At 57.3% G+C, this 23,537-nt stretch carries 21 protein-coding genes, 1 tRNA gene and 1 riboswitch; of the genes, 14 read left to right on the top strand and 8 right to left on the bottom strand.

The window, feature by feature from the left end:
• Window positions 1-17: 17 nt before the first annotated feature.
• Window positions 18-1,004 carry a LacI family DNA-binding transcriptional regulator gene (locus tag F3G95_RS01695; RefSeq protein WP_149793535.1) on the top strand — a complete coding sequence of 329 codons (987 nt, stop codon included), beginning with the start codon at window positions 18-20 and terminating at the stop codon, window positions 1,002-1,004.
• Window positions 1,005-1,178: 174 nt separating this feature from the next.
• Window positions 1,179-2,183: a 3-dehydro-L-gulonate 2-dehydrogenase gene (gene yiaK, locus F3G95_RS01690; protein WP_149793534.1), complete on the top strand. Its 1,005-nt coding sequence runs from the start codon at window positions 1,179-1,181 to the stop codon at window positions 2,181-2,183.
• Window positions 2,184-2,506: 323 nt separating this feature from the next.
• On the opposite strand, the gene F3G95_RS01685 is transcribed toward yiaK, so the two are convergent.
• The 4 genes from F3G95_RS01685 to F3G95_RS01670 all read right to left on the bottom strand — a co-directional run bounded on the left by F3G95_RS01685 (window position 2,507) and on the right by F3G95_RS01670 (window position 7,290).
• Window positions 2,507-3,739, bottom strand: coding sequence for a tyrosine-type recombinase/integrase (locus F3G95_RS01685; RefSeq protein ID WP_113620830.1), 1,233 nt, complete (start codon window positions 3,737-3,739; stop codon window positions 2,507-2,509).
• Window positions 3,740-3,846: 107 nt separating this feature from the next.
• On the bottom strand, window positions 3,847-4,068 hold the full coding sequence (locus F3G95_RS01680) for an excisionase (RefSeq protein WP_173015371.1): 222 nt from the start codon (window positions 4,066-4,068) through the stop codon (window positions 3,847-3,849).
• Between the two features lie 143 nt (window positions 4,069-4,211).
• Window positions 4,212-5,552: a hypothetical protein gene (locus F3G95_RS01675; RefSeq protein ID WP_149793700.1), complete on the bottom strand. Its 1,341-nt coding sequence runs from the start codon at window positions 5,550-5,552 to the stop codon at window positions 4,212-4,214.
• 418 nt (window positions 5,553-5,970) lie between these two features.
• The gene (locus tag F3G95_RS01670; protein WP_149793533.1) at window positions 5,971-7,290 is read right to left on the bottom strand and encodes a phage/plasmid primase, P4 family; all 1,320 of its coding nucleotides are present in this window, start codon (window positions 7,288-7,290) and stop codon (window positions 5,971-5,973) included.
• 626 nt (window positions 7,291-7,916) lie between these two features.
• A riboswitch (FMN riboswitch) is annotated at window positions 7,917-8,031 on the top strand.
• Window positions 8,032-8,180: 149 nt separating this feature from the next.
• On the opposite strand from F3G95_RS01670, the gene ribD reads away from it, so the two are divergent.
• The 6 genes from ribD to F3G95_RS01640 are packed head-to-tail and all read left to right on the top strand — an operon-like array spanning window position 8,181 to window position 12,500.
• Complete coding sequence (gene ribD, locus F3G95_RS01665; protein WP_149793532.1) at window positions 8,181-9,305, top strand: bifunctional diaminohydroxyphosphoribosylaminopyrimidine deaminase/5-amino-6-(5-phosphoribosylamino)uracil reductase RibD; 1,125 nt, start codon at window positions 8,181-8,183, stop codon at window positions 9,303-9,305.
• Window positions 9,269-9,910, top strand: a complete 642-nt coding sequence (locus tag F3G95_RS01660) for a riboflavin synthase (RefSeq protein WP_188117494.1) — start codon at window positions 9,269-9,271, stop codon at window positions 9,908-9,910. The genes ribD and F3G95_RS01660 overlap by 37 nt, the downstream gene beginning before the upstream one ends.
• Before the next feature lie 12 nt (window positions 9,911-9,922).
• Window positions 9,923-11,119, top strand: coding sequence for a bifunctional 3,4-dihydroxy-2-butanone-4-phosphate synthase/GTP cyclohydrolase II (locus tag F3G95_RS01655; protein ID WP_149793531.1), 1,197 nt, complete (start codon window positions 9,923-9,925; stop codon window positions 11,117-11,119).
• A 21-nt stretch (window positions 11,120-11,140) separates the two neighbouring features.
• Window positions 11,141-11,617 carry a 6,7-dimethyl-8-ribityllumazine synthase gene (gene ribE / locus F3G95_RS01650; protein ID WP_149793530.1) on the top strand — a complete coding sequence of 159 codons (477 nt, stop codon included), beginning with the start codon at window positions 11,141-11,143 and terminating at the stop codon, window positions 11,615-11,617.
• Between the two features lie 20 nt (window positions 11,618-11,637).
• A complete protein-coding gene (locus F3G95_RS01645) occupies window positions 11,638-12,054 on the top strand; it encodes a response regulator transcription factor (protein ID WP_005944121.1) in 417 nt (138 codons plus the stop codon).
• On the top strand, window positions 12,051-12,500 hold the full coding sequence (locus tag F3G95_RS01640) for a low molecular weight protein-tyrosine-phosphatase (RefSeq protein WP_015565338.1): 450 nt from the start codon (window positions 12,051-12,053) through the stop codon (window positions 12,498-12,500). The genes F3G95_RS01645 and F3G95_RS01640 overlap by 4 nt, the downstream gene beginning before the upstream one ends.
• A gap of 341 nt (window positions 12,501-12,841) precedes the next feature.
• On the opposite strand, the gene lysS is transcribed toward F3G95_RS01640, so the two are convergent.
• From lysS to F3G95_RS01625, 3 genes are all read right to left on the bottom strand, one after another.
• On the bottom strand, window positions 12,842-14,353 hold the full coding sequence (gene lysS, locus F3G95_RS01635) for a lysine--tRNA ligase (RefSeq protein WP_149793529.1): 1,512 nt from the start codon (window positions 14,351-14,353) through the stop codon (window positions 12,842-12,844).
• 18 nt (window positions 14,354-14,371) lie between these two features.
• On the bottom strand, window positions 14,372-14,857 hold the full coding sequence (gene greA / locus F3G95_RS01630; protein ID WP_149793528.1) for a transcription elongation factor GreA: 486 nt from the start codon (window positions 14,855-14,857) through the stop codon (window positions 14,372-14,374).
• A gap of 318 nt (window positions 14,858-15,175) precedes the next feature.
• Window positions 15,176-17,257, bottom strand: coding sequence for an elongation factor G (locus F3G95_RS01625; RefSeq protein WP_149793527.1), 2,082 nt, complete (start codon window positions 17,255-17,257; stop codon window positions 15,176-15,178).
• Window positions 17,258-17,511: 254 nt separating this feature from the next.
• On the opposite strand from F3G95_RS01625, the gene F3G95_RS01620 reads away from it, so the two are divergent.
• The 6 genes from F3G95_RS01620 to F3G95_RS01595 all read left to right on the top strand — a co-directional run bounded on the left by F3G95_RS01620 (window position 17,512) and on the right by F3G95_RS01595 (window position 21,882).
• A complete protein-coding gene (locus tag F3G95_RS01620; protein ID WP_015565333.1) occupies window positions 17,512-17,991 on the top strand; it encodes a dCMP deaminase family protein in 480 nt (159 codons plus the stop codon).
• 291 nt (window positions 17,992-18,282) lie between these two features.
• The gene (argF, locus tag F3G95_RS01615; protein WP_149793526.1) at window positions 18,283-19,278 is read left to right on the top strand and encodes an ornithine carbamoyltransferase; all 996 of its coding nucleotides are present in this window, start codon (window positions 18,283-18,285) and stop codon (window positions 19,276-19,278) included.
• Window positions 19,278-19,850 carry a hypothetical protein gene (locus F3G95_RS01610; RefSeq protein ID WP_149793525.1) on the top strand — a complete coding sequence of 191 codons (573 nt, stop codon included), beginning with the start codon at window positions 19,278-19,280 and terminating at the stop codon, window positions 19,848-19,850. The genes argF and F3G95_RS01610 overlap by 1 nt, the downstream gene beginning before the upstream one ends.
• Before the next feature lie 241 nt (window positions 19,851-20,091).
• Window positions 20,092-20,583 carry a sigma-70 family RNA polymerase sigma factor gene (locus F3G95_RS01605; protein WP_149793524.1) on the top strand — a complete coding sequence of 164 codons (492 nt, stop codon included), beginning with the start codon at window positions 20,092-20,094 and terminating at the stop codon, window positions 20,581-20,583.
• Complete coding sequence (locus F3G95_RS01600) at window positions 20,570-21,643, top strand: DUF4349 domain-containing protein (RefSeq protein WP_149793523.1); 1,074 nt, start codon at window positions 20,570-20,572, stop codon at window positions 21,641-21,643. Before F3G95_RS01605 ends, F3G95_RS01600 begins: the two co-directional genes overlap by 14 nt.
• Window positions 21,644-21,805: 162 nt before the next feature.
• A tRNA-Met gene (locus F3G95_RS01595) sits at window positions 21,806-21,882 on the top strand.
• Window positions 21,883-21,977: 95 nt separating this feature from the next.
• On the opposite strand, the gene F3G95_RS01590 is transcribed toward F3G95_RS01595, so the two are convergent.
• The gene (locus F3G95_RS01590; RefSeq protein WP_149793522.1) at window positions 21,978-23,525 is read right to left on the bottom strand and encodes an AAA family ATPase; all 1,548 of its coding nucleotides are present in this window, start codon (window positions 23,523-23,525) and stop codon (window positions 21,978-21,980) included.
• Window positions 23,526-23,537: the final 12 nt, after the last annotated feature.

The raw sequence follows: 23,537 nt of genomic DNA, 5'->3' as shown, positions 1-23,537 counted from the left end.
ATTTTACAAGAGGGTCTATGAATATTTACGATATTGCACGGGAAGCCGGAGTCTCGATCGCCACCGTCTCCCGCGTGCTCAACCACAAAGATACTGTCCGCGCTGACACCCGCGCCAAGGTGGAAAAGGTGCTCAAGCGCTGCAACTATGCCCCCAGTGCCATTGCACAGGGCATGGTCAGCAAGAGCCTGCACACGGTGGCCGTGCTCACGGTGGACATCCGTGATTCCCACTATGCCCGCACAGCCTACACCATCGAGCGCGAGTTTGGCCGCAGAGGGTACGAGGTCATCCTCTGCAACACCGGCGGCGACCGGGCGGAGACGCTGCGCACGTTACAAGCCGTGGCGCAGAAGCAGGTGGACGGCCTCATCCTGGTCGGCTCGATTTTCAACACCATCTGTCAGGGGGCAGAGATGGAGAACCTTCTGCGCAAAATGCCCGTCGTCCTTGCCAACGGCACGCTGGCTCTGCCGGACGCCTATTCGGTCATGGTCGATGACTGCCGGGGCGTCGAGATGGCCGTGGAGCATCTGGTGAAGACCGGACGCCGGAACCTCTACTATATCAAGGATAAGTCCACCGACAGCGCCGCTGCCAAGGCGAAGGGCTTCCTCTCCGGAATGGCCGCTGCCGGTCTGGACGCAGACGGTCATATTCTCGAAACCGGCGAGACGCTGGAGGACGGCATCCGCGTGGTGCAGCAGCTTTTGGCCGAGGGCATCCGCCCGGACGGCATTCTCTGCGGTGAGGATCTGACCGCTGCGGGTGTGCTGAAAGCCCTGCTCCGGGCGGGCATCCGCGTCCCCGAGGAGACCGCCGTGGTGGGCTATGATAATTCTACCTATGCCCGCCTGTGCGAGCCGGAATTGACCTCCGTGGACAACAAACCGGAGCAGGTGGCCTTGCTCTGCGTCCAGCTGCTGCAGAGCCGCATCGAGCACGGCGAGGACTATTCTTCTGTCACCTTGCAGCCGGAACTCGTTCAGAGGCAGAGCAGTTAAAGTGTAAAATCTTAGGAGTGTGTGTGTTCCTCAAAATGTAAGCGGTTACAAATTCTCTCCGAAAAGTCCGCATTTCTTTTCGAAAACACTTGATTTTTACTTTTGTCATGCTATAATCAAGCAAAGAAAGCGCTTACATTATTCTTTTCAAACACTGCTCAGGAGGAGATTTTCATGAAACGTGTCGCCTACGAAGAAATGGTCGCTCAGTTCACCCGCGTGCTGGAAAAGCACGGCTTCACCCCGGCGGACGCCAAAGACGCCGCTGTGATTTTCGCCCAGAACAGCCTTTCCGGCGTGTACAGCCACGGTCTGAATCGCTTTCCGCGGGTGGTGAGCTACCTCGAAAAGGGCGAGATCGACCCGCTTGCCCGCGCCGAGTGCATCTCCCGCATGGGCAGTATGGAGCGCTGGGACGGCCACCGCGGCTTCGGCCCGCTGAACGCACAGCGCGCAATGGAGCGTGCCTGCGCCCTCGCCAAAGAGAACGGCGTCGGCATCGTGGCATTGGGCAACAACAACCACTGGATGCGCGGCGGCACCTACGGCTGGCTGGCCGCCGAAAACGGCTGCATCGGCATCTGCTGGTCGAACACCGCCCCCAATATGCCTGCTTGGGGCGCCAAAGACTGCCGCATCGGCAATAACCCCATCATCCTCGCTGTCCCCCGCTCCGACGGTCAGCACGTCATGGTGGACTGCGCCTTGAGCCAGTTCAGCTACGGCAAGCTGGAGAGCACCCGTCTGGCTGGCAGGCAGCTGCCCGTACCCGGCGGCTGCGACGAGGACGGCCAGCTCACGACAGACCCCGCCGCCATCGAAAAGAGCGGCCGCGCACTGCCCATCGGCTACTGGAAGGGCAGCGGCCTCTCCATCCTGCTGGATTTGATCGCCACCCTCCTTTCCGGCGGCAATGCCGTCCACACCATCGGGACCTTCGGCGACGAGATCGGTCTGACCCAAATCATGATCGCGATCGACCCCACTAAATTTGGCACCGTCGAGGAAAACGACGCCGTCATCAGCGCCATCCTTGCGGACATCAAGGCCAGCACCCCGGCCAGACCGGATGGCGAAGTCCGCTGGCCCGGCGAGGGAATGCTGCGCACCATCAAAGAAAACCGCGAGCTTGGTGTTCCGGTGGTCGAGGAGATCTGGGAGTCGGTTTTGAAGATGTAAGAAAACCTCCATGTTTTTCACATTTGCTTCTCCTGCGGTGGAAAGTTCTGTCTGTCCGTTTGCAGATCCATAAAAGAAAAAGCCTGAAACTTCTCGGTTTATCAAGAAGTTTCAGGCTTTTCTAATTACAAATTGGAAATTTACTGCTCAATCGGCTTCATCGTGGGGACAGGTCAAGGAAGGCTCACAAATGGCTTTATTTCCCTTTACAAGCCTATCCATGCGGTTTCCTTTTTCCTGCTCCCGTACGTCACCCTACGCAACTCTCCACAACTTACCGGCAATTTGGTGTAAAAGTGGTGTAGTAGTTGGTGTAGTGGATTTCAGACCGAAATGCCCAATTTGCCGTTCAGATTTGCAAAGGAATGGGCTTTGGCTTCCTTGGTGGCTTCCGCGTAAATCTCCATCGTGGTGCTGATGTCCTTGTGACCCATGATGTCCTGAATGATCTTCAGGTTGGTCTCATTTTCGCACAGCCGGGTGCAGAACGTGTGCCGGAGATTATGGCAGGAGAAAGGCGGCAGCAGCTGCGGTTCCCGCTTTTCCTTTTCGGCCTTTTCCAGCTCGGCTTCGTTGTAGGCCACACTGATGCGCTTGATGGCGCGGTTGACCGTCTGCGGATTCTGCGGCTGGCCGAAGCGGTTCAGGAATACGAAGTCCGAGATTCCGTCGATTTCATATTCGCATACCAGTTCCAGCTCCTGCTGGTTGGTGCGCTCCTGCTCCAGCGCCTTCCGCACTTCGGGCAAAATCGGAATTGCCCGCTTGCCTGCGGCAGTCTTGGGGGTGGACATGGTGAAATAGCAGCCGCCCACCTCGTGGTCATGGTACACCAGATTGTGCTGGATGGTGATAAACCCACTCTCAAAGTCGATGTCACCCCAGCACAGACCAACCGTTTCCGAGATGCGGCATCCGGTACCCAGCATGAAGGTAAACATCGGGAGCCAGTGCTGGAACTTCGGCGTTTTCTTGATGAAATTCAGAAACGCCTGCTGCTGGGGCAGGGTCAGAGCGTGTCGTTTGGGCGTTTCGTACTGGTGGGCGGCTTTAATGGCCGTCAGGACACCATCCGTGGGATTCACACGGATGTACTCATCGTCCACCGCCACCGCAAAGACCTGATGGAGAACATTCTGGATGGTTTCCAGCGTGTTCAACGCCATCTTGCCATTGCGGACGATGCCATTGTAGTAGCTGCGGATATCCGACTTGCGAATGTCCTTGAGCTTCATCATGCCGATCTCATCCCGGACGAACCGATTGTACATATAAACGTAATTGGCGAAGGTATGCTCTTTCAAGCCCACCTTGTTCTTACGCCACAGTTCAAACAGGTCATTCAGGGTCAGGCTGCACTCCGGGATGCGGAGGCCATCTGCCAAGTCGTGCTGGATCTTCTCTTCCTTTTCGCGCAGCCCCTCCAAGGTTGCATCATAGATGGTATGGCGTTTTCCGTTTTTCGCAGTCCAACGGTACATATACAGCCCATCGCTCTTGCGGTAGACCTCGCCATCCTTCAAAACACGGCCTTTATTATCTTTACGTCTTTGCATATAAACTCTCCTTTTCATTCACAGAATGTTGAAAAGGAGCCTTACGCCATGAGTATACCATGACGCAAGACTCCCTGCAACATCAAACGGTCAATTTTTGAACCGCATCAGATCGAGAATGCCTTGTCCAGATATTCGTCCAGCTTACGGCGTTTGATCAGCCGTTTGGTTCCGTTCCAAAGGACGAACTTGCATTCATCGCTATCGGTCATTGACCGCAGTTTATTGATACCGATCCCAGAGTAAGCCGCCGCTTCCTCCAAGGTCAGATTACTCTTTTGCCAAATCGGAACTTGTCGGGACTTAGTCCCTCCATCTTGCTGACGCAAGACCGTTCCGTTGCTTAAAGTCCCCACTGGGGACTTCATTGCTTCGCAAACGCAAACTTCTTTCACTTGCACCTCCATATCCTTGTAACCGGGTGCCGGGGCAGAAAGTGCCAGCTTTCTGCTCCGAACTCTCCCGATGAGGTTCAGATTTCCGAGTGCCCCTCCTGTGTGCGGGGTTGTGCCGCTGGTTTGTTTTGTGCCTGTTCTGCCTGCAAGCGGTTCAGCAGTTGCAGAACGGAATCTCGTGCTTTCTCCTTGACCTGCTCCTTGCCCTTCTGCCGGACTTCCGGCTTCAGCAGCTTCTCCTGCAAGCGGGTAGTGGTGGTTTGCATGGTCTTGAGAAACTTGTCCAGCACAGTGTCCAGATGTTTGGCAGTGTACTCCCGTGTAACCTTGGGAGCCTTTCTCTCTGGCGACAGCACCCACTTCTTCGTGTCCTCGATCATCCGCATATCTTCCTTGCGGGTCTCGGTGCGTACCACGTCCGTCACGACCTCCACCGCCTTGTCATAGGCCGCAGCCGAAACATTTTCCAGCAGGGTCTCCATATCCGAAACTTTCAGGGTCAGTTCGTCCAGCTTGCTCTGCTGGGCGGCAAGCTGCTCCTTCTGCTTGGCAAGGATGAAGTCCTGCTTTTCGAGATACTTGCGGTTGCCGTACTCCGCTTCTTCCTCCAATTCCAGACCATGACGTTTGGCGATTTCAAACAGCATCTTCCGGCAGGCTGCATCGAAGGTGATTTTGCGGTTGTTGCGGCGGCTGAGGGGCTTGTCCGGGTCGGGCAGGTTGAAGCCCAACACTTCCAATGCCTTTTCCTGCTGGGGTGCCACCTCGCCGTACTTGTTCTCGCAGTCGAACACATGGCGTTCGTGGATGTGGGGCGTGCTTTCGTCCAGATGCAACGCCCAGTCCAGCACATGAACGTGTTCGCCAAACTTTGCCTTGAATTCCTCGATGAACTCCGTGACGATGTTCAGCAAATCCTCTGCGGAAGCGTGTTCATCCAGCGTTCCAAGCTGGTAGATAGTTTCTTCCGGGCAGGTCTTGCGGCTGGACAGCAGGTCAGGAATGGAGCGGTTACGTTCAGTGTGCCGGATTTTGGCGTTGCGCTCGTTCTGACCTTCGATGAAGGTTGTGTACCGGATCTCGTAAAACTGCCGTTCCACATCCGAGAAGGTTGCCGCCAGATCATTCGGGTCTTGTGGGTCGAGAGCCGAACGGAAGCCATGGAAGCAGTCCCAGTAGATGTTGACCTTGGCTCGTTCCGGGTCGATGTGTTCACTGTTGGCAAGGTTGAAACTTCGGTCATTGTGCTTGGGGTTATAGGTGCCGTGGGCCCCTGCTCGTCCGTTGTGTCGTGTTAATTTCAGATAGACATCCCTCCGTTTCAACAGCTTGGCGGGGAAAGCGCAGCAGCGAAGCTGCTGGATCTGCCGCCGTTTTGCGCCAGATAATACCCAGTAGGATATGACGCACAGCATCATATCACTGGGCAAGGCGTTCCCCCTTGACTCCCTTCAACGGGCCATTTTGGCCCGTTGATTTTGGCAAGCTGGCGGTCAAAGATTTGCGAATCCCTGCCCGCAGCTCGTCCGGCTTTTTCAGTTGGCCAAATTGACCAACTGATTTTGCCTGTTCCCAAAATGGTAACAGGCAGATAGACGGTCTGATAACGGCCATCCCACCCTGATTCCCATTTTGGGGAATTGGGTAGGAGCTGGTAAGTACCGTTTCCCGTCACTTACCACTCTTGGCAAACTGTCAACCTGACACTTTGCCCCCCCTATAAAGGAGAACTTTGGCGTTTTGCTGCGTACGTGCGTACGCAACAGGCGGCTTTCTCTGTACGCACGTACGCAGCGAAAGACCGAAAACGCACCATATAGGGGGATCAAAAGCGGGTCATGTCCGCCAGCTATTGGGGGTGAGGTCGGGCTGCACAAGGGCTTCGATGCCCACAAAGCCCCGGACACGCCGCCCGGACGAGTTGACGATGTTGTTGGTGGATTCCAGATTATACCTGCGCTGGTTGGCGATCAGGGCATCGCTGAACCCTCTGGCCTTGATCGCATTCAGGCTGTTCTCCTCGCACCACATCCTGTAGACCTCATACAGCTCTTTCGAGCTGGTGCAGGCATCCGCCTTCAGGCGGATGTAGCCCTCGGATTCGAGGAAATCAAACACATTGTTGTTGTCCCGCTTCACCAGTTCCCGGTTGCGCTTGGCACGGTCACTCTCGGTGAACTGAAAGCCGTTCTCCACCAGCCGCTGTAAGCCCTCAAATGCCCACAGCAGGATGCCCTCGACTTCTGCCGCCATCTTCTCGGCAATATCCGGGTCGTCCACACGGGACAGGGGCTTGTCCTTGGTGGTCAGAATGAGCTGGCGGCGGTAGAAGCCATCCGAGCGGTCATACAATGCCTGCAAATCGCCGTTGCTGAACGCCAGCAGGCGAGCGTACATCCAGCCCTGATAGCTCTGCTTGCCCTTGCGCTCCAAATCCATCTGCCCCTGTGCGGTCACGATGGACTTGACATAGTTGGTCTGACGCAGGGCTTCCATCCGCATATCATCGTCCACGCAGAGCAGGGTGTGCTCCAAATCGGCACGGGCAAAGCGGTTCTCCGAGATCTTGCCGATGCTGCCATCCTTCATGTTGCAGCCGAACAGCCGGGACAGCACCACGCCGATTTGCGACTTACCTTCACCGCCGCTGCCCTTGATGACCATCATGCGCTGCCCCTTGTTGCTGGGGATCAGGCAGTACCCGATGAACTCCTGCACTGTGGGGATGTCCTCCGGGTAGAGCAGGTCGGACAGAAACTGCAGCCAGTGGACGGGCTGGACGGCTTTCGGGTCATACTTGACAGGCAGGCGGTTGCGCACGATCTCCGGCTTGCCCTCCTGAAAGGTACCGTCCAGATACAGGGTGCCGTTTGCCAGTGCGATGCGGTCGGTGACAGGCGGAAAGTCCTCCACCTGTGCCGCCAGCTTCAGCACGTCCACCACATTGGTGACTTTCTTGGCAAGGTTCGCCCCAACGTATTCACGCATCATCTCGAAGATCTCACACCGCAGGGGCATGGTATCGGTCATGCGGCCATCCGGGGTGAAAAATGCGCCATTCGAGTAAAGCAGCTGGTGGGTACTCAGAAAATCGTCACAGAACAGGGATTCGTTGAAAAAACCTTTCTTGAACCATGCAGGGGTAAAATTACTCATAGGCATTCCGTCCTTTCTTGGCGTTACGGAAAAACGATGTGATCATTTTGATCACATCGTTTTACTCCGCAACTGGGAAATCAACGTCCTGCCGTTCTCCCTGCATGGCTTTCCTGCCCCCCTTCCGGCGGCGTTTTCCGGCTCTCCTTCTCAGGGTCATCGCCGGGTATCCCATGCAGACGGTCATGTGGTTTTCAAGGTGCAACGGGCAAAACGGCAACAAAAAAGCCGTCACAAAACAGACCAGCCCTGCCTTCGCTTTTTCGGAAGGTCTTGCCAGTCGGTTATGTAGCGACTTGAAAAGTCAAAAAAGGGGAGTTGCCCAGCCCCGCAGGTACTGAGCGAATAAGTAAAATATGTTAAATATTAAATTATTTGGATAGATTACCACAAAATCCGGGCTGTGTCAACAAAAACTTTTGAAAACACGCTACTTTCGGCAGAGTGCGAGAAAACATGTGGGAAACTTTGGCAAAAAAAGAGAGGGCTGGACGACGCCTATCCTCTTGACAAGGCAATAATAGTCAAAAAGTTTCGTACCCATCTTCATCCCGGTTTCGTCCCGGTTTGCAGAATGCCCTTGCAATCCGAAAGAAGCCGTGCTATAATGCCGCTGTAATTGAATCATAAATCTTCAGGGCAGGGTGCAATTCCCTACCGGTGGTACAGCCCACGAGCCGTAAGGCATGATTCGGTGAAACTCCGAAGCCGACAGTACAGTCTGGATGAAAGAAGATATCAAGTGCAGAACCCGTACGGTCCTGCGCTTGTGGAGGCTGCTCTGGGATGCGTTTGCATTCTGGAGCTTTCTTTTTGCACAAGGATCCCTTGTGTTTTTCGGCTTGCCCTGAACGTTTTTGTTCAGGGCTTTTTCTTTTGGAGGCAACACGATGAACGACAAAGACTATATGCGTCTGGCTTTGCAGCTTGCAAAAAAGGGCTGCGGGTGGACATCGCCCAACCCGATGGTGGGTGCCGTGGTCGTAAAAGAGGGCAGGATCATCGGACAGGGCTGGCACCAGAAATACGGTCAGGCTCATGCGGAGCGCAATGCGCTGGCATCCTGCACCGAAGATCCGCAGGGAGCGACCCTGTATGTGACATTGGAGCCGTGCTGCCATTACGGAAAGCAGCCGCCCTGCGTGGATGCGATTCTGGACGCGGGCATTCACCGGGTGGTCGTGGGTTCTGCTGACCCGAATCCGCTGGTGGCTGGAAAAGGAATTGCAATCCTGCGTGCACACGGCATAGATGTGACCGAAAATGTTCTGCAAGAGGAATGCGATGCGCTGAACAAGGTGTTCTTCCACTATATCACCACAAAACGCCCCTTCGTTTCCATGAAATACGCCATGACGATGGACGGAAAAATCGCCACATACACAGGCGCTTCCAAATGGATCACCGGGGAAATTGCCCGGACTCATGTTCAACGGCAGCGACACCGATTCCGCGGCATTATGGTGGGAGTCGGAACCATTCTGGCAGATGACCCGCTGCTGACCTGCCGGATAGAGGGTGGCCGTGATCCCGTCCGGATCATCTGTGATACACATTTGCGGACACCGCTGCAATCACAGGTGGTCATGACCGCCAAACAGGTCCCCACCATTCTTGCGACCTGCTGCGGCGACCCAGAGAAGCAGGCGGCATATCAACAGACCGGGTGCCGAGTCCTTTGTCTGGAAGAGCAATGCGGTCATGTGAATCTTCTGCAACTGATGGAACAGCTGGGGCAGGAGCAGATCGACAGCATTCTGCTGGAAGGCGGCGGAACCTTGAACTGGTCTGCACTGGAAAGCGGCATCGTGCAGCAGGTACAGGCTTACATCGCCCCGAAGCTGTTCGGAGGTAGGGATGCCAAAGCACCCATTGAGGGTGCAGGTGTCCCGCTTCCGGATGCTGCATTCCGCCTGAAGAACAGCCGATTGGAACAGCTTGGCGAAGATTTCCTGATCGAAAGTGAGGTGGAGTACCCGTGTTTACCGGAATCGTGGAAGAAGTCGGAACAATAAAATCCATCAATCGGGGACAGCATTCCGCTGTACTGACTGTTCGTGCAAAAACGGTTCTGGAAGAAACCAGGATCGGCGACAGCATCGCCGTCAACGGCATCTGCCTGACCGTCAGGCAGCTCTTCCCGGATAGCTTTGCTGCGGATGTCATGCACGAGACCTTGAACCGCTCTGCGCTTGCGCAGCTCACCGTTGGAAGTGCTGTCAATCTGGAACGTGCCATGCCGGCCAACGGACGTTTTGGCGGACACATCGTAGCAGGCCATGTGGATGGCGTCGGACGCATTGCTAATATCCGAAAAGACGATACGGCCATCTGGTACACCATTCATGCAGATTCTGCGATCCTTCGCTATGTCGTTGAAAAAGGCTCTATCACAATAGACGGTATCAGCCTGACCGTGGCTGCGGTGGAACCTACGGGCTTTTCCGTGTCCACGATACCGCACACCGTCTGTCAGACGAACCTGAACCAGCGGCACAAAGGGGATTTTGTCAATCTGGAAACCGATGTTATCGGAAAATATATCGAGAAGCTGCTTCAACCGGAAGCACCGAAACAAAACACACTCACAAAAGAAATGCTGCTGCGCTGCGGCTTTTAAGGAGAGTTTAGGATGAACTTCAATACCATTCCCGAAGCTTTGCAAGACCTGAAACAAGGAAAAATCATTCTGGTAACGGATGACCCCGACCGTGAAAACGAGGGGGACTTCATCTGTGCTGCCGAATTTGCCACCACTGAAAACATCAACTTTATGGCGACCCACGGCAAAGGTCTGATCTGTATGCCGATGTCCGAGGCTTTCGTCCAGAAGCTGCAATTTCCGCAGATGGTGCAGCATAACACCGACAACCATGAAACGGCATTTACGGTGTCCATCGACCACGTTTCTACTTCTACGGGCATTTCTGCCGCAGAGCGTTCCATTACGGCGATGGCTTGTGTGGACGACCACTCAAAAGCAGAAGATTTCCGCAGACCGGGCCATATGTTCCCCCTTCTGGCAAAAAAGAACGGTGTGTTGGAGCGCAACGGTCACACGGAAGCAACGGTTGACCTGTGCCGTCTGGCAGGGCTGAAAGAATGCGGCCTGTGCTGCGAGATCATGCGGGAGGATGGCACGATGATGCGCACCGCTGAACTGGCAAAGCTGGCAGAGCGTTTCCAAATCAAATTCATCACCATCCGTGATTTACAGGAGTACCGCAAGTGTCACGATAAACTGGTCGATCAGGTGACAGCGGTGAACCTGCCTACCAAGTATGGCACCTTCAAAGCATACGGTTTTGTGAGCCGCCTGAACGGAGAACATCACATTGCACTGGTAAAGGGCGACATTGGCGATGGAAAGGATGTTCTGTGCCGCGTCCACTCGGAATGCCTGACAGGCGATACGTTCGGCTCCTTGCGCTGCGATTGCGGCCAGCAGCTGGCCGCCGCCATGACACAGATCGAAAAAGAAGGCCGGGGCATCCTGCTTTATATGCGGCAGGAAGGCCGGGGCATCGGTCTGATCAACAAGCTGCGTGCCTATGAGCTTCAGGAGCAAGGCATGGATACGCTGGAAGCCAATCTTGCCTTGGGGTTCCATGGAGATGAACGGGAGTATTATCTCGGCGCGCAGATCCTCCGGGAACTTGGCGTAAAAAGCCTGCGCCTGCTTACCAATAACCCGGACAAAGTATATCAGCTCTCCGAGTTTGGGCTGGAGATCTCCGAGCGCGTACCCATTCAGATGACGGCGACCCCGTATGACCTGTTCTACCTGAAAACGAAGCAGGCACGGATGGGACATATTCTGGAATATTAACAACGAAAGAGGTATTTAAGAATGAAAACGTTTGAAGGTAAGCTGGTTTCTCAGAATATCAAGATCGGTATCGTAGCAGCCCGTTTTAACGAGTTTATCACGTCCAAGCTTCTGAGCGGCGCAATGGATGGCCTGCTCCGGCACGATGTGCAGGAGGCTGACGTTCATGTTGCATGGGTTCCGGGTGCTTTTGAGATCCCACTGGTTGCCTCTAAAATGGCAAAAAGCGGAAAGTATGATGCTGTGATCTGCCTTGGTGCCGTGATTCGCGGCTCTACCAGCCATTACGACTATGTGTGCAATGAGGTTTCCAAAGGCATTGCCACGGTTTCACTGGAAAGCGGAGTTCCCGTCCTCTTTGGTGTTCTGACCACCGAAAACATCGAACAGGCCATCGAGCGGGCAGGCACCAAAGCAGGTAATAAAGGCTATGACTGTGCAGTCAGTGCCATCGAGATGGTAAACCTGCTCCGGGAAATGGATACCGCCGCAGAGTAAAATACACGCAGGAGTTTGCCATGATCGTTATAAAGACCCGACAGCCTGACCCGGAATTGGAGCAGAAGATCCGGATGCTTCTGGAACGAGAGCACATCGAGGCAGAGCAAATATCCATTGATTCATGGGAGAAGTTGGTTCTTCCGGGGCTTACACTGGACGGAATGACCCACGAAGTGTCGTGCAACGGCAGAAAAGTCTCCCTTACACGACTGGAGTTCGATTTGCTGCTGATGCTTGCCTCCCACGAAGGACAAATCTTCTCAAAAGAAGAGCTTTTCCGTGCTGTGTGGGGACAAAACTGTGACGACACCTTAAAGGTCGTGGCAAATACCGTTTCCAATCTTCGAAAGAAGCTGGCCGGCTGCGGTAGCTTTATCCGCACTACCCACGGCGGCTATGCTTTTGTAAGCCAAAAGGAGAACGACCCGGCATGACCAGGATCTTATTTATTTGTCTCGGAAATATCTGCCGAAGCCCGATGGCGGAGTATGTGATGAAAGACCTTACGTCCAAGGCAGGACTATCCGAGCAATTTGAAATCGCATCAGCCGCCACCAGTGCATGGGAAATCGGAAATCCGGTCTATCCTCCTGCACGGCAGAAGCTGGCAGAACATGGCATCGACTGCAACGGCAAGACCGCCCGGCAGATGACCCGGCTGGATTATGCACGGTATGATCATCTGATTGGCATGGACGAAAGTAATCTGTGCGACATCCTGCGGCTTGTCGGCGGAGACCCACAGCATAAAGTCTCGCTGCTGATGGCGCATACGGATCATCCCCGTGAAGTGGCAGACCCATGGTTCACGGGAGATTTTGAAGCCACATGGCAGGATATACTGGAAGGATGCACGGCATTGCTTGAGGAACTGCGCTAAATTGGCGTAAATTTTGGCGTATGCCAAATCAGGAGTGTTTGACACTTGCCAACGACAAATTGATTTAACCACAGGAGAAGTTGCCTGTCAGCATAAAATCTCTATACGAAACAAAAAGCGGCAGCTACGTTGTATTTTCGCAACATAGCTGCCGCATTTTTGCGTTTGGGGTTCAGTGTACCTACTACACCAATCCGCCTATTCGATTCTTACACCACACCGCTTTGTAAGGCTCCTTTTCGGGAAAACGTCCCAAAATTGGTGTAGTTGTGGTGTAGTACCGCAGATGTTGCTTGAAATCCGTTCAAAATTTCATCGTACCTGCGTTTTAATTTTGTGTTTTACTGCTCAATCGGCTTCATCGTGGGGAACAGCAGCACGTCACGGATCGAAGCGCTGTCCGTCAGCAGCATGACCAGACGGTCAACACCGAAGCCGAGGCCGCCCGTGGGAGGCAGACCGTACTCCAGAGCGTTGACGTAGTCGTAATCGACCTGTGCCTTGCAGTCGGGCTCGATGGCCTTGCGCTCGGCGACCTGCCGCTCGAAGCGGCCCTTCTGGTCGATGGGGTCGTTCAGCTCGCTGAAAGCGTTGCCGTACTCGGTGCAGTCGATGAAGTACTCAAAACGCTCGGTGAAAGCGGGATCATCCGGCTTGCGCTTGGCCAGCGGGCTGATCTCGACGGGGTAGTCGTAGATGAAGGTGGGCTGGATGAGCTTGTCCTCGACGAAAGCGTCGAAGAACTCGGCCAGGATAGCGCCCTTGGTGGGAACCTCGGGCAGCTCCACATGGTGCTCCTTGGCAGCGGCGATGGCGTCCTCATCGGTCTTCCAGTCGTTGAAGTCAACGCCGGAATACTTCTTGACGGCCTCGATCATGGTCAGACGCTCCCAGTGGCCCATGTCGATCTGCTTGCCCTGATAGGGGATGACCAGACTGCCGCAGATCTTCTGAGCGAGGCGCTTATACAGCTCCTCCACCAGGTCCATCATGCCATGGAAATCGGTAAAGGCCTGGTACAGCTCGATGCTGGTGAACTCGGGGTTGTGCTTGGGGTCCATGCCCTCGTTGCGGAAGATGCGGCCCACCTCGTACACACGGTCCATGCCGCCCACGATGAGGCGCTTGAGGTACAGCTCCGTCTCGATGCGGAGCACCATGTCCATGTTCAGGCTGTTGTGATGGGTGTAGAAGGGACGTGCGGACGCACCAATCTCGAACGGGGTCAGGATGGGGGTATCGACCTCGAGGAAGCCCTTCTCGTCCAGATAAGCACGGATCTCCTTCAGGATCTGGCTGCGCTTGACAAAGGTATCCTTGACCTCGGGGTTTGCGATGAGGTCAACATAGCGCTGACGATAACGCATCTCGGTATCGGTCAGGCCGTGGAACTTCTCGGGCAGGGGGCGCAGACTCTTGGCCAGCAGGGTGATCTCCTCGGCGCGGGCGCTCAGCTCGCCGGTCTTGGTGCGGAACACTTCGCCCTTGACGCCGATGATGTCGCCCACGTCCAGCTTCTTGAAAGCAGCGTAAGCGTCGTCGCCCAGCTCGTCACGGCGGACGTAGAGCTGGATGTCGCCCTTATCGTCGCGCAGATGGGCAAAGCTTGCCTTGCCCATGACGCGCTTGGACATCAGACGGCCAGCCAGTGCGACCTTCTTACCGCTGTCGGTCTCGTTGGGCAGATCCTTGAACTCTTCCTTCAGGTCAGCAGAGTAAGCATCCTGAGGGAACTTGGTCAGGGTAAAGGGGTCGCGGCCTGCAGCCTGCAGGTCTGCCAGCTTCTGGCGGCGCACCTGCACCTGCTCGCTCTCAGACAGGCCCTGTGCGGGGTTCTTCTTCTGTTCTTCCATAATTTCCTCCCGCTTGGCTCAGTTTGCAGAGTGGGTGATGCCCAGCACCTTGTAGTTGACGGTATGGCCGGTGGGCAGCAGGACTTCGGCGGTGTCGCCGACAGCCTTCTCCAGCAGGGCGTGGCCCACGGGGCTCTCGTCGCTGATCTTGCCGTTCAGGGGGTCGGCCTCGGTACGGCCCACGATGTCGTACTCCTCGACCTCGTCCTCACCCTCCATCTGGATGGTGACGTGGGTACCGACAGAGACGTTCTCAACGCTCAGCTCGCTCTCGTCGATGACGACAGCGTTCTTGACCATCTGCTCCAGCTCGGTGATGCGGTTCTCGACCAGACCCTGGGTGTTCTTGGCCTCATCGTACTCGCTGTTCTCGGACAGGTCGCCGTGGCTGCGGGCTTCCTTGATCTCTTCTGCCAGCTCCTTGCGGCGGACAGTCTTCAGGTATTCCAGTTCCTCCTGCATTGCCTTCAGGCCAGCAGCGGACATCTTGATCTCTTGTGCCATTTGGAAATCTCCTTATCTATTTTTTGGGGTACGGCAGAGTGTCATAAAACATAAAACCGCACACGAATGCCATTTTGACCTATTCATTATAATAGCAAGCCGCGACCTTGTCAATAAAAACTGCCGCCCTGCGGGCCAAAAAGGCCGCAAAAAAGCCCCGCCGACAGAGGGAAGTGCCGACAGGGCTTGGAAAATGTCTTATTAAACCTCTCCGTCATCGCTGCGCGATGCCACCTCCCCTACCGAGGGGAGGCCTTGGCATGTCGGGCAGAGATGGCTTCGTCCGGAGACAGCCAGGCGCTGTTCTCATTGGCAGGCTCAATCTTCACCAGACTCGTCCAGGTTGCCCAGCTTCCTGGCCTGTTCGACCACGGCGGGGACCAGCATCTCAGGCAGGATCTCGTAGCGGGCGAACTCGGTAGTGAACCAGCCGCGGCCCTGCGTGGTCTGACGGATGAAGGTGGTGAAGTTGGCCAGCTCAGCCAGAGGCACTTCGGCGATGATGGTCTGCAGGCCGTCCTCGTCGGGCTCCATGCCCAGCACGCGGCCGCGGCGCTTGGTGACGTCGCCCATGATGTCGCCGGTATTGTCGTTGGGGACATGAGCTTTCAGGGTGTGGATAGGCTCGAGGATGACGGGGCCGGCCTCGGGCATTGCGGCCTTATAAGCCAGCTTTGCAGCCATGATAAAGGCCATTTCGGAGCTGTCCACGGGGTGGTAGCTGCCGTCCAGCAGGGTGGCTTTCAGGCCGACCACGGGATAACCGGCCAGCACGCCCTTCTCGGCGGCAAGGCGGACGCCCTTTTCAACAGCCGGGAAGAAGTTCTTCGGCACGCTGCCGCCGAACACCTTCTCTTCGAAGACGACCTGCTCGCTGTCGCAGGGCTCGAAGTTGATGACGACATCGCCGAACTGGCCGTGGCCGCCGGTCTGCTTCTTATGACGGCCCTGCTTCTGGCAGGCCTTGCGGATGGACTCGCGGTAGGCGATACGCGGAGCCTCGAGGCCAATTTCCACGCCGAACTTATTCTTCAGCTTGGCCTTGACCACGTCGAGGTGCTGCTCGCCCAGACCGCCGATGATCTGCTGATGGGTCTCGGCGTTGTTGAGGTAGCTCAGGGTGGGGTCTTCTTCCATCAGACGGGCCAGAGCGCTGCTGATCTTGCCCTCGTCGCCCTTCTTAGCGACGGTGACAGCCATGAACAGGCTGGGCTTCGGGAAGACAGGTGCGGGCAGCTTGACCACGCGGGAAGCGTCGCAGAGGGTGTCGCCGGTCTTTGCGCTGACCAGCTTTGCCACAGCGCCGATGTCACCGGCACCGATGCTCTCGGCCTCAGTCTGCTTCTTGCCCAGGACCGTGAGGGGCTTGCCCATCTTCTCGGTCTCGCCGGTGCGGGCGTTGACGAGAGAAGCGCCTGCGGTGATCTTGCCGCTGACGACGCGCAGATAGCTCAGCTTGCCCACGAAGGGGTCGGCCACAGTCTTGAAAACGTAGGCCACGGTGGGGTCAGCCTCGGAGCAGGTCAGCTCGACGGGCTCGCCGTTGGCATCCTCAGCCAGAACGCTGTTGTGCTCCGGGCTGGGCAGCAGCTTGTGCATATTGTACAGCAGCATATCCAGAGCCTGCTGGTTGACAGCGCTGCCGCAGAAGACGGGGGTGATGAGGCCGTCCTTGACGCCCTTGCGCATTCCCTCGACGATCTCCTCGGTGGTGAATGCCTCGCCGCCGAAGAACTTCTCCATCAGCTCGTCGTCGGTCTCGGCGATGGCCTCGCTCATGGCCTCGATCAGGCCCTGGAAGCGGTGGCCGATGTCGGGCAGGTCCACCTGCACCTGCTTGCCGCCCTCATACTTGAAGGCCTTCTGGCTGAACAGGTTGATGTACACGGGGGTGCCGTCGTCGAGCTTCGCCGGGACGACGCAGGGGCAGACGGTGGCGCCGAACTTGATCTTCATGTCCTCGAGGATCTTGAAGTAGTTCGCGTTCTCCAGATCGCACTTCGAGACGAAGACCATGGTGGCCTTGCCGTTCTTGCGGGCCAGCTGGAAGGCCTTTTCTGCGCCGACGGTCACGCCGCTGCGGCCCGACACGCACACCAGCACGCTCTCGGCCGCCCGGATACCCTCGTACTCGCCTGCCTCAAAGTCGAACAGGCCCGGAGCGTCGATGAGGTTGTACTTGATGCCCTCATACTCCACCGGCACGACCGATGCCGACAGGCTGGCCTTCCGCTTTGCTTCCTCGGGGTCAAAGTCCGAAATCGTGGTGCCGTCCTCGACCCGGCCCATACGCTCGGCAGCGCCCGAAAAATAGACCAATGCCTCGGTCAGCGTCGTTTTGCCGCTGCCGGCATGGCCCGCGATCAAGATATTGCGGATGTTGTTGCTTGCGTATTTCATATCGGTTTTTCCCTCATTTCCGCCGCACGGAGCATTCTCTCCGTTTTTGTGGCATATTTTACAAAGATAATACCACACTTCAAACGATTTTTGAATATTTCATTTGAAATTTCCGGCTTTTACCCTGCCAAACTTCCCGGCTTTGTTTTGTGCATATTGCCTTGAGGGCAAATATTTTATTGTAAAAGCTGCCGTAGCACGCTATAATAGGGCCACCGAACCCAATTTTTATGCAGAACAAGGAGCGTCACACGATGAAACGCACGGATTATATCAACTGGGACGAATACTTCATGGGCATTGCCCTGCTCACGGCCATGCGCTCCAAAGACCCCAGCAGTCAGGTGGGCGCCTGCATCGTCAGCCCGGAAAACAAGATCCTCTCTCTGGGCTACAACGGCATGCCCATCGGCTGCGACGACGACGCCATGCCGTGGGAGCGGGAGGGCGAGCCTCTGAACACGAAATATATGTACGTCTGCCACGCCGAGCTGAACGCCATCCTCAACAGCGCTCACAACAACCTCAAGGGCGCGCGGGTGTATGTCACCCTCTTCCCCTGCAACGAGTGTACCAAGGCCATCATCCAGTCCGGCATCGCCGAGGTCGTCTACTACAGCGACAAGTACCACGACACCGATTCCAGCGTGGCCGCCCGGTTCATGTTCCAAAAGGCCGGCGTCCGGCTCACCCCCTATCAGCCCAGCGGGCGGAAGGCGGAGCTGGAGTTGTAAGATGTAGTCCGTCTGACCATTGAGGTCATGGAGAAGACTTCTCAGAAGAAAAACGATGATAACAAAAAAGATTGACCGCCACAGTGTTCCAAGCCTGACGGTCAATCTTTTTGATTCCGGGATGGAAAGCTGACCCTTGCAGTCAGCGCCCCTTCTGTTTGTAGTATAATCGAATCACCGTTCTTTGTCAAGGAGTTCATTCACACTTGACCACTTCGTTCCTTCGTATTATAATAGAGTCTGTGAAAGTATAAATATTCAAATTTCAGTGCATAGAGAGGAATATATACAATGAGCCTTACGAACCGCAGCTTTTTGAAGCTTCTTGATTACACTCCCGAAGAGATCGAAGGTCTGCTGGACCTCGCCGCCGACCTGAAGGCAAAGAAGAAGGCCGGCATCCGCCACGATGCTCTGCGCGGCAAGAACATCGCCCTCATCTTCGAGAAGACCTCCACCCGCACCCGCTGCAGCTTTGAGGTCGCCGCCCACGACCTGGGCATGGAAGTCACCTACCTCGACCCGTCGGGCAGCCAGATCGGCAAAAAGGAGTCCATCGCCGACACCGCCCGGGTGCTGGGCCGGATGTTCGATGGCATCGAGTACCGCGGCTACGGCCAGAGCATCGTGGAAGATCTGGCCCACTACGCCGGTGTGCCGGTGTGGAACGGCCTGACCAACGAGTTCCACCCCACCCAGATCCTCGCCGACTTCCTCACCATCCGGGAGCACTTCGGCCGCCTCAAGGGCATCAACTTCGTTTACTTCGGCGACGCCCGCTACAACATGGGCAACAGCCTGATGGTGGGCTGCGCCAAGATGGGCCTCAACTTCACCGCCTGCGCCCCCAAAAAGTACCAGCCGGACGCTGCACTGGTGGAGCAGTGCAGGGCCATCGCCGCCGAGACGGGTGCGGCCATCTCCTTCGAGGAAGACCCCGCCAAAGCCGCAAAGGGCGCAGACGTCCTCTACACCGACGTCTGGGTGTCCATGGGCGAGCCGGTCGAGGTCTGGGCCGAGCGCATCAACGACCTGGCCGCATATCAAATCAACCAGAACCTGATGGACATTGCCGGCCCCAAGGCCGTGTTCATGCACTGCCTGCCCGCCTACCACGACCACAAGACCACCGTGGGCAGGGAGATGGGCGAACGCTTTGGCCGCGACGCGATGGAGGTCACCGACGAAGTCTTCGAAGGCCCCCAGAGCATCGTCTTCGACGAGGCCGAGAACCGGATGCACACCATCAAGGCTGTCATGGCGGCCACGCTGGGCTATAACGGCTGATGGGCGGAGGACACGTTTCGCGCCCCGATTTCGGGATGCCGCAGCCCGACCCGGCCCACCCGCTGACGGAGTTTTACTGCCTGCTGCAGCGAGCCTTAGACCGGGAGGGCGTATTTGCCCTGCCCGCGCTGTATGCGCAGTTCCGCGCTCCGGCCCGGCGCATCTACGCCGACGAGGCGGCGGATTTTCTCCCCCTCTCCCCCGACGAAGAGGCAGGTTCTGCCCGTCTGCTGGCCCCGGCGCAGCTGCAGCTGCTCTATTCCTCTCTGCATGTCATGCCGGATGGTGCGCCCGCCGCGCTGCTGCTCACCGAAGAATGCACCCGGACGGTATACGCCGTCCAGCTGCTGCCGCCCTTCGTCTGGGAAGACCCGCTCCCGCCCCTGCCGGACGCTCCGGCGGCGCTGAGCCTCACCCTCACCATGCGGGACGTGGAAGAGATCGACGCCTGCCCCGCCGCGCTGGGCCACCGTCTCGCCTGCGACAAGGCGGGCAAGCGCTGGCTCCACCACCCCCGGGCCGAGACCTATCTCTCCGAGCGGGTAGCCCTCTTCCAGCGGCTCTACCGATAACCGAACAGAAGCTCTCAGGGTCATTTGCCAAAACATGGCGGCAAATGGCCCTTTTGTTTTTGGCGTATTCATGTTATACTTTGGGTACCTTGTGCGATGCCGGGCGGAAGATTTTTCCGCTCTGCACCATAAACTGCAATAATCGGGGCCGCTCATCCGTATACAGGGTGAATGTCCCCCATAAAAGATGATTTTTCCACCGGGTCCTGCTGTACACAGGACATCAAAGGAGCATAGAACTATGGGACAGCTGACCAAAAACGAGATTTTTGCGCTGGCCGTGCAGCGATACAGTGACACGGTGTTCCGAGCTGCCATGCACAACTGCAGCTGCACCGCCGATGCGGAAGATGTGGTGCAGGATGTTTTCGAAAAGCTGCTGTGCTACAATGGCCGCTTCGAGAGCGAGGAACACCTGAAAGCCTGGCTGCTGCGTGTGACCATCAACCGCTGCCACGACCTGACCCGCGCCGCCCGCCAGAAGGACACCGAGCTGGACGAGAATCTGCCTGCTCCGGACCAGATGGAAGACGGCAGCGTGCTGGACGCCGTGCGCGCCCTGCCCGAGAACTACCGCAACGCGGTCTACCTCCACTACTACGAGGGGTACACCGCCGCCGAGGTGGGCCGGATGCTGGGCGCACCCACCAACACGGTGCTCAGCTGGCTTCGCCGCGCCCGCGCACAGTTACATACGATGCTGAAGGAGGAGATCGAAGATGAGGTGGTATGAGTACAAGATGGAGGTAGACGACCTTCACGCTTCGGACGACCTGAAAGCAAAGCTCCTCGCCATGCAGCCGGCAGAAGAGGCACCGAAACCCGCCAGGAAGCCCAAAAAAGCCATCCACTTTCCCCGCAAGACTCTGAGCATCGCCGCCTGCGGCCTGCTCTGCGGCGTTGGTCTGTATGCGGCAGTCCACTCCCCCATCAGCCTGCTGCCTGCGGGCGGCGCGGCCCTCAGCTCTGCCCCTGAGACGGCCTCCTACGCCGCCGCCTACTCGATGGACGACGTGAACAGCGCCCTTGCCGCACCCAAGATGGCCGTCCCGGCCGGTGGAAGCGCCGATGCCATGAGTGACCGCGATGCAGACGGCGCCGGCGCCCTCAGCGCCGAGGCCGCTCAGACGAGCACAAGGCTCATCTACACGGCCAACCTCACCATCGAGAGCAAGGACTTTGACGCCGCCCGCACCGCCCTCACTGACGCCGTGAGCGCCGCCGGAGGCTATCTGGAATCCAGCAACGAATCCTCTTACACCGGCTCGAGCCGCACCCTCTCCCTCACCATCCGCGTCCCGCAGGACAACTACGCGAGCTTCCTCGAAGCCGCCGCGCAGGCGGGCAACCTCGTGGACAAGAGCGAGCAGGTGCAGGACGTCACCACCCAGTATATGGACATCGAGGCCCGGCTCTCCAACCTGACGGCCCAGCGCACACGTTTGCAGGAGCTTCAGGCCAGCGCCGAAAACCTCGCCGACCTGCTGGAGATCGAATCTTCTCTCAGCGACGTCCAGTACCAGATCGAGAGCTGGCAGTCGCAGCTGGACTGGTACAGCCAGCAGGTGTCCTGCTCCACGGTCTACCTCTCGCTGGACGAGGTGAAGGAATACACCCCCACCGAGGAATCCTACCTCTCCCAGCTGTCCAGCGCCCTCCGCAATGGCTGGACGGGCTTTGTCTCCGGCATCCAGCAGCTGACGGTCTGGGTCGTGGGCGTCTGGCCCGTGCTGGTCGTTCTGGCCGCAGCCGCCCTCGTCGTCCGCTTCGTGCGCCGCCGCACCCGCAAGTGATATTCGCTCTGTCGAAGCGCCCCGGAATGGGGCGCTTTTTGTTTCCGGCAGCGGCCTTTTCAAAAAAGTCATATTCTTTTTGAAAAAACGCTTGACAAGTCCCCCGCCTTGTGGTATTATACTTGAGCAGTCAGCAAGAGGCCGACAGCAAAAAGTAAATATCGCGGGGTGGAGCAGTCTGGTAGCTCGTCGGGCTCATAACCCGAAGGTCGTTGGTTCAAATCCGGCCCCCGCAACCACCAAGCATCTTGATTTTATCAAGATGCTTTTTCTTTTGTTTTCACATACGAGAAGAGGGAGCGCACCGCAGTGCGCTCCCTCTTCTTTGCATATTTTACAGCATCCCGTGCCGACGCTGTTCGGCTTCCAGCTCCTGGTTCAGGGCCGCCTTGCGGTGGTCGAGCAGAAGGTCTTTGTTGTACTGGAAATACCGCTCACAGCCGTTTTCGGCAATGAAGGCATGGGCGGCGGGCGAGAGGGTCAGCTCGGTGACGAAGACCACCATCTCCTGACTCTCGGCGAATGCCTGCTCCATGAAGTCGAAGGCCGCTTCCAGCGCGGCGCTGGCCGTCTGCTGGGCGGTGTCCCGGGCATCCGACAGGGTGCCGAACTGGGTGCGCAGCACCTTGAAGGCGGCGTCCGCGTCCGGCGCGGCGGCGCGCAGAAGCTCTTTCTCCCAGCCGCGCAGGGTCTTGGCGGTCTGCAAGCGGGCTTCCAGCGTGGGCTTATCCAGCAGACCGGCGGTGCGCTTTTTCTGGGTCTCGGCCTCGTAGTCGGCGGTCATCTGGTCAAAGAGCTGCGCCCAGCAGTTCGGCTCCTGCGCCAGCTCTGCGGGCATCTCGGCAAAGGCTTTCTTCGTCTCCCGCAGGAAGGCATAGCAGCTGTCGGCCGCAGCGTCTGCCCGCCGGGAGGCAGAGAAGCGCGTCTCGAGGCCGGACAGGATCAGGCTCACGAGGCTCAGCTTCTCGTCGAAGGGGGCCTGCAGCAGCCGCGCAAAAGCGGCAGGCTTGGCCTGACCGGCCAGAATGTCCTCCACGCCGTAGTCGTCACGGTACTTGTAGTAGAGGTCGAGGTAGGCCGAGAAGTCCTCGGCGATCTTCTGGTGCTGGATATACTGGCGGATGAGCTCTTCGTCAGCCTGCAGGCCCAGCGACTCATAGGTATTGAGCAGGTTGGAGAGGTCTTCCCAGCCGCGGGCGGTGACGAACTGGGTGCCGTCCACGTCGGCGTTTATCTGGTAGAAGTTCTGGGGGTGCAGTTCGAGGTAGCTCAGGATCGCACTGTGGATGTGGGCTGCACGGGCGTAGTCCTTCCAGACCGGCAGATCCGGCTCAATGTCCATCCGGCGGACGCGGTCGAGGGTGACAATATCGAAATCGCGGACGGATTTATTGTACTCCGGCGGGTTGCCTGCCGCCACGATGACCCAGCCCGCAGGCACGGCCTGATTGCCGAAGGTCTTGCACTGCAGAAACTGCAGCATGGTGGGGGCCAGCGTCTCGGAGACGCAGTTGATCTCGTCGATGAAGAGGATGCCCTCTTTCAGGCCGGTGGCCTCCATCTTGGCGTAGACACTGGCGATGATCTCGCTCATGGTGTACTCCGTCACAGAGACGTCCCGGCCGCCGTAGTTGCGCTGACGGATGAAGGGCAGGCCCACGGCGCTCTGGCGGGTGTGATGGGTGATGGTATAGGCCACCAGCGCCACGCCGCACTCCCGCGCCGCCTGCTCCATGACCTGGGTCTTGCCGATGCCCGGAGGCCCCATCAGCAGGATGGGGCGCTGGCGGATGGCCGGGATGGCGTATTCGCCCAGAGCATCCTTGGCGAGGTACGCTTTGACGGTATGCTCGATCTCTTCTTTGGCTCGTTTGATGTTCATATTCTTTCCCTC

Origin of the sequence: Faecalibacterium sp. Marseille-P9312 (assembly GCF_902497445.1) — a bacterium.
Lineage (GTDB): Bacteria > Bacillota > Clostridia > Oscillospirales > Ruminococcaceae > Faecalibacterium > Faecalibacterium longum.
This window is presented reverse-complemented; position numbering and strand designations above follow the sequence as displayed.